The sequence below is a fragment of the Glycomyces xiaoerkulensis genome, assembly GCF_002798405.1.
GTDB lineage: Bacteria > Actinomycetota > Actinomycetes > Mycobacteriales > Micromonosporaceae > Glycomyces > Glycomyces xiaoerkulensis.
This window is the reverse complement of record NZ_PGGV01000016.1, coordinates 192256-206204: the sequence shown is the minus strand read 5'-3', so window position 1 is coordinate 206204 and position 13949 is coordinate 192256. Positions and strand designations below refer to the sequence as shown.

General features: G+C 71.0%; 14 protein-coding genes. 11 read left to right on the top strand and 3 right to left on the bottom strand.

The annotated features are described in order from the left end of the window. The first annotated feature begins 43 nt into the window (after positions 1-43). The 10 genes from metE to CUT39_RS06585 all read left to right on the top strand — a co-directional run bounded on the left by metE (position 44) and on the right by CUT39_RS06585 (position 9275). Positions 44-2275, top strand: coding sequence for a 5-methyltetrahydropteroyltriglutamate--homocysteine S-methyltransferase (gene metE / locus CUT39_RS06630; protein ID WP_100445176.1), 2232 nt, complete (start codon positions 44-46; stop codon positions 2273-2275). A 133-nt stretch (positions 2276-2408) separates the two neighbouring features. After that, complete coding sequence (gene alr, locus CUT39_RS06625; protein WP_198586949.1) at positions 2409-3533, top strand: alanine racemase; 1125 nt, start codon at positions 2409-2411, stop codon at positions 3531-3533. Beyond that, entirely contained in the window at positions 3530-4771 is a 1242-nt protein-coding gene (locus CUT39_RS06620; RefSeq protein WP_157930519.1) for an alpha/beta fold hydrolase, read from the top strand. The genes alr and CUT39_RS06620 overlap by 4 nt, the downstream gene beginning before the upstream one ends. 8 nt (positions 4772-4779) lie before the next feature. Then, positions 4780-5244, top strand: a complete 465-nt coding sequence (tsaE, locus tag CUT39_RS06615; protein WP_100445358.1) for a tRNA (adenosine(37)-N6)-threonylcarbamoyltransferase complex ATPase subunit type 1 TsaE — start codon at positions 4780-4782, stop codon at positions 5242-5244. Beyond that, a complete protein-coding gene (gene tsaB / locus CUT39_RS06610) occupies positions 5241-5879 on the top strand; it encodes a tRNA (adenosine(37)-N6)-threonylcarbamoyltransferase complex dimerization subunit type 1 TsaB (RefSeq protein ID WP_100445174.1) in 639 nt (212 codons plus the stop codon). The genes tsaE and tsaB overlap by 4 nt, the downstream gene beginning before the upstream one ends. Before the next feature lie 19 nt (positions 5880-5898). Then, entirely contained in the window at positions 5899-6345 is a 447-nt protein-coding gene (gene rimI, locus CUT39_RS06605) for a ribosomal protein S18-alanine N-acetyltransferase (protein ID WP_408611112.1), read from the top strand. After that, complete coding sequence (gene tsaD, locus CUT39_RS06600) at positions 6346-7404, top strand: tRNA (adenosine(37)-N6)-threonylcarbamoyltransferase complex transferase subunit TsaD (RefSeq protein WP_100445173.1); 1059 nt, start codon at positions 6346-6348, stop codon at positions 7402-7404. It abuts the gene before it with no gap. 8 nt (positions 7405-7412) lie between these two features. Beyond that, positions 7413-7952 carry a hypothetical protein gene (locus tag CUT39_RS06595; protein WP_157930518.1) on the top strand — a complete coding sequence of 180 codons (540 nt, stop codon included), beginning with the start codon at positions 7413-7415 and terminating at the stop codon, positions 7950-7952. Positions 7953-8129: 177 nt separating this feature from the next. After that, the gene (locus CUT39_RS06590) at positions 8130-8672 is read left to right on the top strand and encodes an NUDIX hydrolase (RefSeq protein ID WP_100445356.1); all 543 of its coding nucleotides are present in this window, start codon (positions 8130-8132) and stop codon (positions 8670-8672) included. 90 nt (positions 8673-8762) lie between these two features. Beyond that, positions 8763-9275, top strand: a complete 513-nt coding sequence (locus CUT39_RS06585) for an NUDIX domain-containing protein (RefSeq protein WP_100445171.1) — start codon at positions 8763-8765, stop codon at positions 9273-9275. Here the strand turns inward: CUT39_RS06585 and CUT39_RS06580 are convergent. The 3 genes from CUT39_RS06580 to gndA form a co-directional block, all read right to left on the bottom strand. Further along, positions 9272-9916, bottom strand: coding sequence for a TetR/AcrR family transcriptional regulator (locus CUT39_RS06580; RefSeq protein ID WP_100445170.1), 645 nt, complete (start codon positions 9914-9916; stop codon positions 9272-9274). The genes CUT39_RS06585 and CUT39_RS06580 overlap by 4 nt on opposite strands. A gap of 75 nt (positions 9917-9991) precedes the next feature. Then, on the bottom strand, positions 9992-10768 hold the full coding sequence (locus tag CUT39_RS06575; RefSeq protein WP_100445169.1) for an alpha/beta fold hydrolase: 777 nt from the start codon (positions 10766-10768) through the stop codon (positions 9992-9994). Between the two features lie 164 nt (positions 10769-10932). After that, a complete protein-coding gene (gene gndA / locus CUT39_RS06570) occupies positions 10933-12363 on the bottom strand; it encodes an NADP-dependent phosphogluconate dehydrogenase (protein WP_100445168.1) in 1431 nt (476 codons plus the stop codon). Between the two features lie 213 nt (positions 12364-12576). On the opposite strand from gndA, the gene CUT39_RS06565 reads away from it, so the two are divergent. Further along, positions 12577-13944: a cystathionine beta-synthase gene (locus tag CUT39_RS06565; RefSeq protein WP_100445167.1), complete on the top strand. Its 1368-nt coding sequence runs from the start codon at positions 12577-12579 to the stop codon at positions 13942-13944. The last annotated feature ends 5 nt before the right edge of the window (positions 13945-13949 follow it).

Genomic DNA, 13949 nt, shown 5'->3' with positions numbered 1-13949 from the left:
CGTGCGCGGTCCACGCTGTCCGAGTTCGAGGGAACTGACACACATGAGTACCGCTAAGAAGACCGTGCACGCCACCGTGCTCGGCTACCCGCGCATCGGCGCGAACCGAGAGCTCAAGCGCGCCGTCGAGGCCCACTGGTCCGGACGCCTGGACCGGGCCGGACTCGACGCGGCCGCGGCCGAGATCCGCTCCCAGATGCTCGACGACCTCGCCGCCGCGGACCTGCACTCGGTGCCGACCGGCACCTTCTCGCTCTACGACCACGTGCTCGACACGACCGTGGCCGTCGACGCGATCGCCGACCGCCACCGCCGCGACGACGAGACCGCCACCTACTTCGCCGCCGCCCGCGGCGACGACCGGGCGGTGCCGCTGGAGATGACCAAGTGGTTCGACACCAACTACCACTACCTGGTGCCCGAGATCGGGCCGCGGACCCGGTTCCGGGCCCGGCCCGAGAAGGCGCTCGGCGAATTCGACGAGGCCCGCGAGCGCGGCCTCGAGGCCCGGCCGGTGCTGCTGGGGCCGGTGTCGTTCCTGCTGCTGGCCAAGCCCGCCGCCGACGCCCCCGCCGGCTTCGCGCCGCTGGACCGACTCGGCGAACTGGTCGAGGTCTACGTCGAACTGGTCGGCGCGCTCACCGAGGCCGGCGCCGAGCGGGTGCAGCTCGACGAACCGGCGCTGTGCGCCGACCGGAGCCGGGAGGAACTCGACGCGGCAGGCTCGGCCTACGAGCGGCTGTCGGAGGCGGCCGAACTGCTGGTGACCGGCGGCTACGGGCCGTTCGGCGAGGCCCTGCCGGTCCTGCTGGAGGCCGGCGTGCAGGGACTGGCGCTCGATCTGGTGCGCGGTCGCGCCGACCTCGAAGCCCTTGAGTCGCTGGATGTTTCACGTGAAACATTCATCCTGGCCGGAGCGGTCGACGGGCGCAACATCTGGCGCACCGACCTGCTGTCGGCCGCGGCGGACCTCGAACGCCTCCACCGCCTCACCCACCGGCCCGGGGTGTCGACCTCCTGCTCGCTGCTGCACGTACCGGTCGACCTCGACGCCGAGCACGACCTGCCGAAGTCGCTGACCGAGCGGCTGGCCTTCGCCCGCCAGAAACTGCGCGAGGTGGTGAGCCTGTCCCGGCCGGACGCGCCCCGGCTCCAGCGGCCGACCGCGCCGACCGAATGGCGCGACCGGACCGTCCGGTCCCGGCTGGCGGCACTCCCCGACGGCACCGACCGCCGCGTGCCCTACGGCCGGCGCGCCGCGGCCCAACCGGAGCTGCCCCCGCTGCCGACGACCACCATCGGGTCCTTCCCGCAGACGACCGAGCTGCGCAAGGCCCGCGCCGCCCGCCGCCGCGGCCTGATGATCGAGGCCGACTACAACGCCCGGATGCGCTCGGAGATCGCCGAGGTCATCGCCGAGCAGGAGAAGCTCGGCCTCGACGTCCTCGTCCACGGCGAACCCGAGCGCAACGACATGGTCCAGTACTTCGCCGAGCAGCTCACCGGCTTCGCGGTGACCGCGGCCGGCTGGGTGCAGTCCTACGGATCGCGATGCGTGCGCCCGCCCATCCTGTACTCCGACGTCGCCCGGCCCGAGCCGATGACCGTCGAGTGGATCTCCTACGCCCGGTCGCTGACGTCCAAGCCGGTCAAGGGGATGCTCACCGGCCCGGTGACGATCCTGGCCTGGTCGTTCGTGCGCGACGACCAGCCGCTGGCCGACACCGCCGACCAGGTCGCGCTGGCGCTGCGCGACGAGGTCGCGGATCTGGAGCGGGCCGGAACCCCGATCATCCAGGTCGACGAGCCGGCGCTGCGCGAGCTGCTGCCGCTGCGGGCGGCCGGCCGCGAGCGCTACCGCGAATGGGCCACCCGGGCCTTCCGCATCGCCACCTCCGGGGTCCGGCCGGAGACGGCGATCCACACCCACCTGTGCTACTCGGAGTTCGGCGACGTCATCGACGCGATCGGCGACCTCGACGCCGACGTGACCTCCATCGAGGCCTCCCGCTCGAAGATGGAGGTCCTGGCCGACCTCGATCGCGCCGACTACCGGCGCGGCATCGGCCCGGGCGTGTGGGACATCCACTCCCCGCGGGTGCCGTCGGCCGAGGAGATGGCCGCCTCGCTGCGGCTCGCCGTCCGGGCCGTCGACCCCCGCCGGGTGTGGGTCAATCCCGACTGCGGGCTGAAGACCCGCCGCTATGAAGAGGTGCGGCCGAGCCTGGCGAACATGGTCGAGGCCGCCCGCACCGTCCGCGGCGAGCTGGGATAGCCGCCGCGTGCCCGGGACCGGGGCCGGAAACGCCAGCGGAGCCGTGGGCGGGGGCCGGCCCCGGACGGGGACGTAATCTTGAACCGTGGCGATAGACAACTACCGCATCGTGTCCGAGCCGGTGTCGGGGGACATGGCGGGCCTGGCCAAGGCGAGCATGGACTGGCGCCGCCTGGCGCACAACGTCGAGACGCTGGCCGGGCTCACCGCAGCGCCGCAGATGGCGATGATCAAGGCCGACGCCTACGGCCACGGCCTGGTCCCGGCCGCGCGCATCGCCGCCGAGGCCGGGGCGGCCCGATTCGGCGTGGCGACGCTGCGCGAGGCCTGGCGGCTGCGGCGCCTGCCCGACCTGAGCCGGGTGCCGGTCATGGCGTTCATGTACACGCCCGACCAGCCGGGCCTGGCCGAGACGATCGGGGCCGGAGCCGAGATCGGGATCTCCTCGGTGCCCCAGTTGGAGGCAGTTGCCGCCGCGGCCGAACGGGCCGGCCGTGCGGCCCGCGTCCACCTCAAGGCCGACACCGGCATCTCCCGCGGCGGCGTGGTCGAGGCCGAGTGGGAGGCGTACGGCGAGGCCGCCGCCAAGCACCGGGCCGCCGGCGCGATCGAGGTCGTCGGCGCCTGGAGCCACCTGGCCTGCGCCGACGAGATCGGGCATCCGGCGGGCGATGAGCAGAAGGCCGCCTTCGAGCGGTTCCTCGCCGCGGTCGCCGCCGCCGGTCTCGAACCGGAGGTGCGGCACCTGGCCAACTCCGCGGCGCTCATCAGCGACCCCGAGACCCACTACGATCTGGTGCGGCCCGGCATCGCCCTCTACGGCTACAACCCGGTGCCCGAGATCGCGGTGGACCTGCGGCCGGTGATGGAGTTGCGCGGGCACGTCATGACCGTCAAGCGGCTCCCGGCCGGGACCGGCATCTCCTACGGGCACACCCACCACCTCGAACGCGACTCGAACGTGGCGCTGGTGCCGCTGGGGTACGCCGACGGGATCCCGCGCATCGCCTCCGGCAGCGCCGAGGTCTACCTGGCCGGGCGGCGCCGCCCGATCCTGGGCCGGATCTGCATGGACCAGTTCGTGGTCGACCTCGGCGACGAGCTGGTCAAGCCCGGCGAGCCGGTCATTCTCATCGGCGCCGGCGACCAGCATCCCGACGCCGACGACTGGTCGGCGTGGGCGGGGACGATCCCCAACGAGATCCTCACCGGCATCGGGGACCGCGTCCCCCGCTACTGGAACCGGGGGTTGCATTGAGCAGACGCACCGCACGCCGGGCGGCCCTCGCCGGCGGGATCGCAGGGGGCCTCGCCGCCGGGACCGCGCTCGCGGTCGCCTTGCCCCGCTACCTCGCCCGGCGCTCCCGCGACGGCGCCGGCACCGGCGACCCGTACGCGACCGAACCGTTCGAACTGCCGCCGACGACCTCGGTGCGGACCGTCGTCAGCCGCGACGGCGTGCCGGTACACGTGGAGACGGTCGGCCCCGACGACGCCGACCTCACCGTGGTGTTCGCCCACGGCTACCTGCACGACTCCTCCACCTTCTACTTCCAGCGCAAGGCGATCGCCGAAGCCGCACCTGCCGGCTGCACGATGCGGGCGGTGTTCTACGACCAGCCCGGCCACGGCCGGTCCGGACCCCTGCCGAGCACCGAATACTCGATCGAGGACCTCGCCGCGACCCTGTGGGACGTGATCGCGGCCGCCGCCCCCGACGGGCCGCTGGTGCTGGTCGGCCACTCGATGGGCGGGATGACGATGCAGGCGTTCGCGCGCCTCTACCCCGAGCGGTTCCGCGAGCGGGTCAAGGGGACGGCGTTCCTGTCGACCAGTGCGGCCGGGCTCGACACCGTCGAGACCAAGCCGATGCGGGCCCTGCGGCGGATGCGGCGGACGGTCCTGCCGATGCTCCAGCAGATCCCCGGCTGGACTCCGCAGTTGATCGACCGGGCCCGGCTCCTGTCGGGCGACATCGGTTACCTGGTGGTGCGACGCAACGCCTTCGCGGGGTCCGATCCGCCGCATTCGCTGGTCGAACTGGTCGAACGCATGAACCGCCACACCCCGCTGCAAAGCGTCGTCGGCTACGTGCGCGCTATCCTCGACCACGACGAGACGGCCACCCTGCACGAGTTCGAGCGGATGCCGGTCCTGGTCGTGGTGGGCGACAGCGACATCCTGACGCCGCCGCAGCATTCGCGGCGCCTGGCGGACGCGATCAAGGGCTCCAGGTTCGCGCTCATAGCCGAGGCGGCCCACTCGCCGCAGCTCGAGTATCCTGGGGAGATCTCACAACTGCTGTTGGAGATAATTGACAAAGTCGCGGTCGACATCGGCCCGTCCGGAACCGCCGTGGTGAGCGGGAACGCCGCCCACCCGCGGCGACCCCGCCGGGCCGCGGGCCCCGAACGCCGCGGCGACCGGTCGTGGACCCCGTTCTCCCGGGCCGCATCGGGCGCGGAAACCGACGCAGACAGAGGAGTGACATCGTGAGGCTGACCATGCCGACAGCCGCCTGCACGCACGAATTCGGGAAGCGCCTCGCGGCGCTGCTCCGCGCGGGCGACCTCGTGATCCTCACCGGCCCGCTCGGGGCCGGCAAGACCGCCCTCACCCAGGGCATCGGCGACGGCCTCGAGGTCGCCGGCCGCATCACCAGCCCGACCTTCGTCATCGCCCGCGGCCACCGCGCCGGGCCCGCCGGGCTGCCCCTCCTCCACGTCGACGCCTACCGGCTGGAAGGCCTCGACGAACTCGACGACCTCGACCTCGACACCGACGCGGCCGACTCGGTCACCGTCGTCGAATGGGGTGCCGGCCTGGCTGAACGCCTGGCCGAGTCCCACCTGGAGGTCGCGATCGAGCGCCACGGCGACGAGTCCCGCGAGATCGCGCTCCACCCCCGCGGCGGCGACTGGGCCGAGCGCGTCGACACCCTCGCGGAGCCGGTGGGCGCGGCCGCATGAACGTCCTCGTCGTCGACACCTCGACCAGCGCCGTCCAGGCCGCGATCGTCCAGATCGACGGCGACGAGCTGTACCTGGAGTCCTTCCGCCGCGAGATCGACGGCCGCGGACACGTCGAGCGACTCTCCCCGTTCATCGAAGCGTGCCTGGAAGAGTCGAACCTGAAGCCGAGCGGTATCGATGCGGTCGTGGCCGGCACCGGCCCCGGCCCCTACACCGGGCTGCGGGTCGGGATGGTCACCGCCGCGACCTTCGCCGCCGGGCGCGGCATCCCGGTCTACGGGGTCTGCTCGCTCGACGGGATCGGCGGCAGCGCGCGCGGCCGGGCGCTGGTGGCGACCGACGCGCGTCGCAAGGAGATCTACTGGGCCGTCTACCACAACGGCGCCCGCCAGGGCGATCCGCAGGTCGGCAAGCCCGCCGAGCTGCCCGACCTGGAGGCCGACTACGCGCTCGGCGAGGGCGCGGCCAAGTACGCCGAGCGGCTTCGCATCCCGGCCGAGGAACGTCCGGTCTACCCGGATCCGGTGAAGCTCGTCGAGCTGGCCGTGCCGCGCGTCCGCGACGGCGCGCCCACCGAGCGGTTGACGCCGCTGTACCTGCGCCGCCCGGACGCGAAACCGGTCAGCCCCTAGGCGTGGTAGAGGTGTAATGGTGGACGGGGACTTGCGGATCGGCCGGTTGCGCTGGTGGCACCTGCCGGCCGTGGCCCGGATCGAGCAGGCGGTCTTCGGCCCCGAGGCCTGGAGCGAGGGCCTGCTGTGGACCGAACTCGCCGCCGGGCACGACTACCGGGCCGTCTTCGACGGCGACCGCCTCCTGGGGTACGCGGGCGTGGCGTTGGGCGGCAACGAGGCCTGGATCAACAACATCGCAGTGGACCCGGCGGTGCGGCGGCGCGGTATCGCCACGATGCTGATGAGCGACCTGCTCTCCCGAGTCCGCCTCGCGGGCGCGAAGGCGGTGTTCCTGGAGGTCGCGGTCGACAACGGGTCGGCCCAGCGGCTGTACGACCGGTACGGTTTCTACGGCATCGGCGTGCGCAAGAACTACTACCAGTTCACCGGCACCGACGCCGCGGTGATGAGGATGGATCTATAGATGAGTGAACCGTTGGTGATGGGCATCGAGACCTCGTGCGACGAGACCGGGGTCGGGATCGTGCGGGGGACGGATCTGCTCGCCGACGAGGTGGCCTCCTCGGTGGAGGAGCAGGCGAGGTACGGCGGGGTGGTCCCCGAGGTCGCCTCGCGTGCTCACCTGGAGGCGATGGTGCCGACCGTGCAGCGCGCCCTCGACGAGGCGGGGGTGACGTTGCACGACCTCGACGGCATCGCCGTGACCGCCGGGCCGGGCCTGGCCGGGGCGCTCATGGTCGGGGTGGGGGCGGCGAAGGCGTACTCGCTCGCGACAGGCGTGCCGCTGTACGGAGTCAACCACCTCAGCGCTCACATCGCGGTCGACACGCTGGAGAACGGCCCGATTCCGGAGCCGTCGATCGGGCTGCTCGTCTCCGGCGGGCACTCGACGATCATGATGGTCGAGGATCTGGCCGGCGAGGTCAGCCAGCTCGGCGCCAGCATCGACGACGCCGCCGGCGAGGCCTTCGACAAGGTCGCGCGCCTGCTGGGCCTTCCCTTCCCCGGGGGGCCGTACATCGACAAGGCTGCCCGCGAGGGCGACCGGGCGTTCGTGGAGTTCCCGCGCGGCCTGACCGCCGCCAAGGACATGGAGCGGCACCGCTACGACTTCTCGTTCTCCGGGCTCAAGACCGCGGTCGCCCGGTGGATCGAGGCGCAGCGGGCCGAAGGCAAGGACATCCCGGTGAACGATGTGGCCGCCGCCTTCCAGGAGGCGGTCTGCGACGTATTGAGCCGCAAGGCGATCCTGGCGGCCAAGGAGCAGGGCGTGGAGACATTGCTCCTCGGCGGCGGGGTGGCGGCGAACTCCCGGCTCCGCAGCATGGCCGTGGAGCGGGCCGAGCGGGCCGGGTTGACACTCCGCTTCCCGAAGCCGAAGCTGTGCACCGACAACGGCGCGATGGTCGCGGCCCTGGGTTCCCATCTGGTGGCGGCCAAGGCCGAGCCGTCCGCGATGAACTTCCCGGCGGACTCCTCGATGGACGTAACGGTCGTGAGCCTCGCCGACAAGCTCGATTGAGCATGGCAGTGACGCACTTCTACGCCTTTGAACTGCGATTCACCGCCCCACCCGGTGGGGACGTCATTGACGCCTTGTACGAAGCGGGCTGGGACGATGCTGTGATCTCGCTCGACCCTTGCACAGGTGGCCAGGGGCAGGCGATGTTCGATCGGGAAGCACCATCTGCGGTGAAAGCCGTGGTCTCGGCGATCCGGCAAGGTCGCCTGGCCGGTATCGAACTGACCGGCGTCTCCGAGGACCTTGTCACGTTCGGCGAAATCGCCGAGCGCACCGATCGGACCTTTGCCACTGCGGATCACTGGGCTACCGGTCGGCGGGGCCCCGGAGGGTTCCCTGCGCCGAAAGTCGCTCGGCCGAGAGTGAGCCTCTACTCCTGGGCCGAGGTGGTCATGTGGCTGGCGTCGCACGGTTTGGCCCGGATGTCTTCGGCCGATGTGGAGATCGCCCGCGTCTGCGAGGCGGCCGACGCCATGATCCGAGTGCAGAGACTGCAAAGTCGACTTCCCGCTGAGGACCGAGAAGCGCTGACCGATGCGGTTGCGTGACTCGACTGAGCGGACGGTACGCGAGTACCGGGCGATCCCGGTGACTCGCGAAGAAGCTGGACAGCTATTCGAAGAGTACCGCGATCTGTAGGTCTTCGCCACGACTGAACCGGCCCGTTATTGCGACCGTTCGCCGGAGGTTCCGGCGGTCCGGTCCATCGGGCTAGCCTGGCGGTCATGAGGAATCCTCCCGAACCTCTCGTGCGGCGCCGCTCCGCTCGGGTCCTCATCGTCGATGAGAGCGACCGGGTGCTCCTGCTGCACAGCTCCGGTTTCGTGACTCCGGAATCGCAGTATTTCGTCACCGTCGGCGGCGCGGTCGACGAGGGGGAGTCCCTCGCCGAGGCGGCGGCGCGGGAGGTGTTCGAGGAAACCGGCCTGCGCGTCGCCCCGAGCGATCTCGAGCCGACGGTCGCGCGCACCGCGGGCGAACTGTGGTTCGGTCAGGAGGAGGCTTCGTACTTCTTCCTGCGGACACCGCGGTTCGACCTCGACTTCGACGGCCTGGAAGGGACCGAGGTCCAAGAGATCACCGGGTACGCTTGGCTGGGGCCGGATCAGCTCCGGGAGGTCGACGACTCGGTCTTCCCCGTACCGATAGCCGCGCTGGTGGAGCGGTGCGTCAGCGGAGACATCCCGGCCGTGCCGGTCGAACTCGACTGGCCCGGATGGCGCGGCGACCTCAAGCGCTGCCCGATCCCGGGAGGGGCGACGCCCTGAACGGTCCCGGACCGAAATCCGATGCGGCGCCTGACGACCGGTGCCCGAACGAGACTGGACGGCCGCCGAGCGTCCCGGGATACTTGACCGATGCGCGCGATCGACGAAGCACCCCGTATCGATCGGCGCGGAGCGCGCGGCATCGTCATCGACGAGCGGGACCACGTCCTCTTCATCGGTCGCGCCGCGGTTCCCGAGCGGCCGGCGTCCTGGATCATCCCCGGCGGCGGCATCGACCCCGGCGAGGCCCTGGCCGAGGCCGCGGCCCGAGAACTGTTCGAAGAGACCGGACTCGTCGTTCCCGCCGAGGAGCTCATCGGACCGGTCGCCCGCCAGCTCTTCCGGGGCTGGAAGGACGAGGCCCCATTCGTGCAGGAGAACCACTTCTTCTTCACCCGCGCCGCCCGTTTCGAGCCGCGCATCTGCGGTGGCGAGGCCTATGAGCAGGACCTCGAGTTCAGGTGGATCCACGTGGACCGGATCGCCTCGACCGACGGCCTGCGCAGGGCAGAGCCGCTGCTCCGGTTGGTCAAGCTCCTCACCGCCGGGGACGTCCCGGTCGAACCGCTGCGGCTCGAACCTGCCGGCAGGCCGTTCGCCTAGTTGGTCTCGGCCCCATAGAGCCGTAGGAACATCCGCACCCCCTCGGCGACCATCTGCTGGATCTCCTCGTCCCCGATCGGCAAGGCCCCGAGGAAGGTGCGCTCGGCTATCGGGGTGAAGCTCAGCAGCGTGTAATACGCGGCTGCCTTGTCGGCGTCCTCGAAGTCGAGCAGCCCCCGCTCCCGCATCGCCAGGAAATGCGCGGCGATGTCGCGCTGCGACCGGACCGGACCGGCCTCCAGCCAGGCGTCGACGACCTCCCGCGGGAGGTGCTTGACCTCGGCGCGGACGGTCCGGGCGATCGCGGCGTGCTCCTCGGGGGCGTTGAAGATCGCCTGCACCCGGTCGACGCCGAAGTCGATCAGGTCCCGCTCGAGGTCGAGGATCTTGCGCAGGTGCCGGTCGGCCAGGAGAGCGATGGCGTCCGAGAGCTCGTGCGTCGCTTCGAGGGCGGCGAGGCGGAACAGCGCCGCCTTGTCGTCGAAGTGGTTGTAGATGGTCTTCTTCGACACACCGGCCTCCCGGGCGATGGCATCGACCGTCGCGCGCGCGAACCCGTCCCGGCCGAACACCAGGTTGGCCGCGCGCACGATGGCGCGGTGCTTGTCGGGCCTGCCGGTCCAGACGACGTCGGTCCCCATCTCCGCCCTTCCGTTGCGTTCATGCGGACCTCAGTCTATTGACCGGAGGGGCCCGGACCCCTCCGGCTGGCGGCCTCAACGCAGGAAGGCCGACACCTCCTCGAAGAACCGTCGGGGCTGTTCGGCGAAGGTGATGTGGCCGCTGTCGAATTCGACGTAGGTGCTGCCGGGGATGCGCTCGGCCAGTTCGGCGGTCAGGTCGACCGGCACCGTCCCGTCTTTGCGGTTCCCGATGACCAGGGTCGGCGCGGCCACGCGCGGCAGCGATTCGCGGATGTCGACGCGCAGGTCCAGGTCGATGTGCCGCAGCGTGCCCTCGTCGGGGACCATGCCGGCGTTGACCGCCGCCAGGGTCCCCTCGTCGAGCCCCCCGAGGAACCCGGGGCTGAACGCGGCCACGGTGGCGAACTTCCCGAACCGCTCGGGGTCGGAGGCCAGCGACCGCCACAGCTCGAAGCTCTGCCGCATCGCCGGGTGGTCGGCGTGGGGGAACCCGGCGACGCTGACCACCCGGCGGACCAGATCGGGCCGGCGCGCGGCGGCCGCCGCGACCAGGGTGCCGCCCAGGGAGAAGCCGACCAGGTCGGCCGGCCCTCCCCCGGAGTCCTCGACGACCGCGATGATCTGCCCGACCAGACGCTCGACGGTCAGCTCGCCGCCGTCGTCGACGGTGTTGCGCGCCCCGGACAGGTCCGGGAGCACGATCGTGCGGCCCTCGGTGAACTCGTCCGGGGCCTGGCCCCAGACGAGCTCGGCGCCGCCCGAGCCGGTGCCGTGGACGAGCACGGTCTTGGGGCCGTTACCGCTGATCTCGTAGTGGACCTTGGCGTCGTCGACGGTGATGGTTGGCATATCCTGCTCCGTTCCTTGAGGAAACCAGTGGGTTTCCTCGAATGTACACCCGTAGGTTCCGTGTGGAAACCGTATGGTGCATATGTGTTCGGAGTCACTGCACAGCAAAGCGGGGCCGACCCGGATGACCGGGTCGGCCCCGCCGTTCGGAGGCTCGGTTCGTGCTACAGCTCGGTCTCCGAGCGGTCGGCGGACCACTCGGTGTGGAAGACGCCCTCCCGGTCGACCCGCCGGTAGGTGTGCGCGCCGAAGAAGTCCCGCTGACCCTGGACCAGCGCGGCCGGAAGGCGCTTGGAACGCAGGCCGTCGTAGTAGGCCAGCGCCGACGAGAAGCCGGGGGTCGGGATGCCGGCCCGCACCGCCGTGGCCACCACGCGCCGCCAGGCTTCCTGGGCGTCGGTGACGATCTTGGTGAACTCGGGGGCCGCCAGCAGCGTCGGCAGCTCCGGATTCTCGCGCCAGGCGGCGGTGATCTTGTCGAGGAACCCGGCCCGGATGATGCAGCCGGCCCGCCACAGCGTCGCGCACGAGCCCAGGTCGATGTCCCAGTCGTACTCGGCGCTGGCGGCGGTGAGCTGGTCGAAGCCCTGGGCGTAGGCCACGATCTTGGAGGCGTACAGCGCCTGGCGCACGTCCTCGACGAAGGTCTCGGGCAGGTCGACCCTGCCGTCGGGCCCGGCCAGGACGCCGACGGCGCCCTCGCGCTGCGTGGTCCCGCTCGAGAGCGCCCGCGCGAAGGTGGCCTCGGCGATGCCGGTGACCGGGACGCCGAGGTCGAGCGCGTTCTGCACCGTCCACCGGCCGGTGCCCTTCTGGCCGGCCCGGTCGAGCACGACGTCGACGAACGGCCTGCCGGTCGCGGCGTCGGTGTGGCCCAGCACCTCGGCGGTGATCTCGATCAGGTAGGAGTCGAGCTCGCCGCCGTTCCACTCGGAGAAGATCTTGCTCAGCTCGGTCGGTTCGATTCCCGCGCCGCGGCGCAGCAGGTCATAGGCTTCGCCGATGAGCTGCATGTCGGAGTATTCGATGCCGTTGTGCACCATCTTGACGAAGTGTCCGGCCCCGTCCGGGCCGAGGCGGGTGCAGCACGGGGTGCCGTCGGGGGCCTTGGCGGCGATGGCCTCCAGGATGGGGCCGAGGCTCGCGTAGGACTCCTCGGAGCCGCCGGGCATGATGGACGGGCCGTTGAGCGCGCCCTCCTCGCCGCCGGAGACGCCGGTGCCGACGAAGTGGATGTCCCGCTCGCGCAGCGCGGCCTCGCGGCGGCGGGTGTTCTCGAAGTGGGCGTTGCCGCCGTCGATGATCATGTCGCCGGGCTCCATGAGCTCGGCGAGCTGCTCGATCACGGCGTCGGTGGCGGGTCCGGCCTGCACCATGATCATGGCCTTGCGGGGCCGCTTGAGGGAGGCTACGAAGTCCGCGAGCTCCTCGGAGGGGACGAAGTCGCCCTCGCCGCCGTGCTCGGCGATCAGCTCCTCGGTCTTGGCGTAGGTGCGGTTGTAGACCGCGACGGTGAAGCCGTGGCGGGCGAAGTTGCGGGCGAGATTGGAGCCCATGACGGCCAGTCCGACCACTCCGATGTCGGCGGTGCTCATGTACCGAGTCTCCCTACTTTTCTCGAGTGGCCCCTCGGCGACGCCGTCGGAGCCCTGGATCTACTCAGCGTGCATGTCCGATTCTCGCTGAGTCCGGCGGCGTCGGTGTCGCCGCGGCCCATCGTATCCACGCTGCGGGACCGTTTTCCAAGCGGCGACGACACGGTGACGAGAGTCCTTCCGTCGCACGTCAACGGGGCATAGGCTGTGAGGGTGCGTTATTACGAGACGGTTCTCGACCTCATCGGAGACACCCCCCTGGTGAGGCTCAATTCGGTCACCGACGGGGTGGCGGCGACGGTGCTGGCGAAGATCGAGTACCTCAATCCCGGCGGTTCGGTCAAGGACCGCATCGCCGTGCGTATGGTCGACGAGGCCGAGGCCTCCGGCTCCCTCGGGCCCGGGGGCACGATCGTGGAGCCCACCAGCGGCAACACCGGCGTGGGGCTGGCGATGGTGGCCCAGCAGCGCGGTTACCGGTGCGTGTTCGTCTGCCCCGACAAGGTCTCCGAGGACAAGCGGAACGTGCTCAAGGCCTACGGCGCCGAGGTGGTCGTGTGCCCCACCGCCGTCGACCCGGAGGACCCGCGCTCGTACTACAAGGTCTCCGATCGGCTGCTGACCGAGATCGAGGGCTCGTGGAAGCCCGACCAGTACTCCAACCCGGCCAATCCGGCTTCGCACTACCACCGGACCGGCCCGGAGCTGTGGGAGCAGACCGACGGGGAGATCACTCATTTCGTGACCGGCATCGGCACCGGGGGGACCATCACAGGCACCGGCGCCTATCTCAAGGAGGTCTCCGGCGACCGGGTCCAGATCGTCGGCGCCGACCCCGAGGGCTCGGTCTACTCGGGCGGATCGGGGCGGCCCTACCTCGTCGAAGGGGTCGGCGAGGATTTCTGGCCGGAGAACTACGACCGCGGCCTGCCCGATCGGATCGTGGAGGTCACCGATTCGGAGTCGTTCGAGATGACCCGCCGCCTGGCCCGCGAGGAGGGCCTGCTGGTGGGCGGCTCGGCGGGCATGGCCGTGGTGGGCGCTCTCGAGGTGGCGCGCGAGGCCGGTCCCGAGGCGCTGGTCGTGGTGCTGCTGCCCGACGGCGGGCGCGGTTACCTGTCGAAGATCTTCAACGACGGTTGGATGACCGAGTTCGGCTTCATGGGGGCCGGGTCCGGCTCGACCACCGTCGGCGAGGTGCTGGCCGGAAAGGGCGGCGACATCCCCGAGCTGGTCCACGTCCATCCGAACGACACCGTGCGCGAGGCGATCGACATCATGCGCCGGTACGGGGTCAGCCAGATGCCGGTGCTGGGGGCGGAGCCGCCGGTGATGAGCGGCGAGGTCGCCGGGGCGGTGGCCGAGCGCGAGCTCATGGACGCCCTGTTCAAGGGCAAGGCGACGCTGCACGACTCCATCGAGGGGCACGTCGGCGGCCCGCTGCCGACCATCGGCTCGGGCGAGCTGGTGGATCGGGCGGTGGAGGTGCTCGAGGACAACGATGCGCTGATGGTCTTCTCCGAGGGGAAGCCGATCGGGGTGCTCACCAGGCAGGATCTGCTCAGCTACGTGGAGCGATGAAAGCG

Coding starts and splice junctions, on each gene's coding strand:
- tsaE (WP_100445358.1), top strand. CDS start 4,780: ATGCCGACAGCCGCCTGCACGCACGAATTCGGGAAGCGCCTCGCGGCG.
- CUT39_RS06590 (WP_100445356.1), top strand. CDS start 8,130: ATGAGGAATCCTCCCGAACCTCTCGTGCGGCGCCGCTCCGCTCGGGTC.
- CUT39_RS06585 (WP_100445171.1), top strand. CDS start 8,763: ATGCGCGCGATCGACGAAGCACCCCGTATCGATCGGCGCGGAGCGCGC.
- tsaB (WP_100445174.1), top strand. CDS start 5,241: ATGAACGTCCTCGTCGTCGACACCTCGACCAGCGCCGTCCAGGCCGCG.
- tsaD (WP_100445173.1), top strand. CDS start 6,346: ATGAGTGAACCGTTGGTGATGGGCATCGAGACCTCGTGCGACGAGACC.
- CUT39_RS06575 (WP_100445169.1), bottom strand. CDS start 10,768: ATGCCAACCATCACCGTCGACGACGCCAAGGTCCACTACGAGATCAGC.
- gndA (WP_100445168.1), bottom strand. CDS start 12,363: ATGAGCACCGCCGACATCGGAGTGGTCGGACTGGCCGTCATGGGCTCC.
- metE (WP_100445176.1), top strand. CDS start 44: ATGAGTACCGCTAAGAAGACCGTGCACGCCACCGTGCTCGGCTACCCG.
- alr (WP_198586949.1), top strand. CDS start 2,409: ATGGCGGGCCTGGCCAAGGCGAGCATGGACTGGCGCCGCCTGGCGCAC.
- CUT39_RS06580 (WP_100445170.1), bottom strand. CDS start 9,916: ATGGGGACCGACGTCGTCTGGACCGGCAGGCCCGACAAGCACCGCGCC.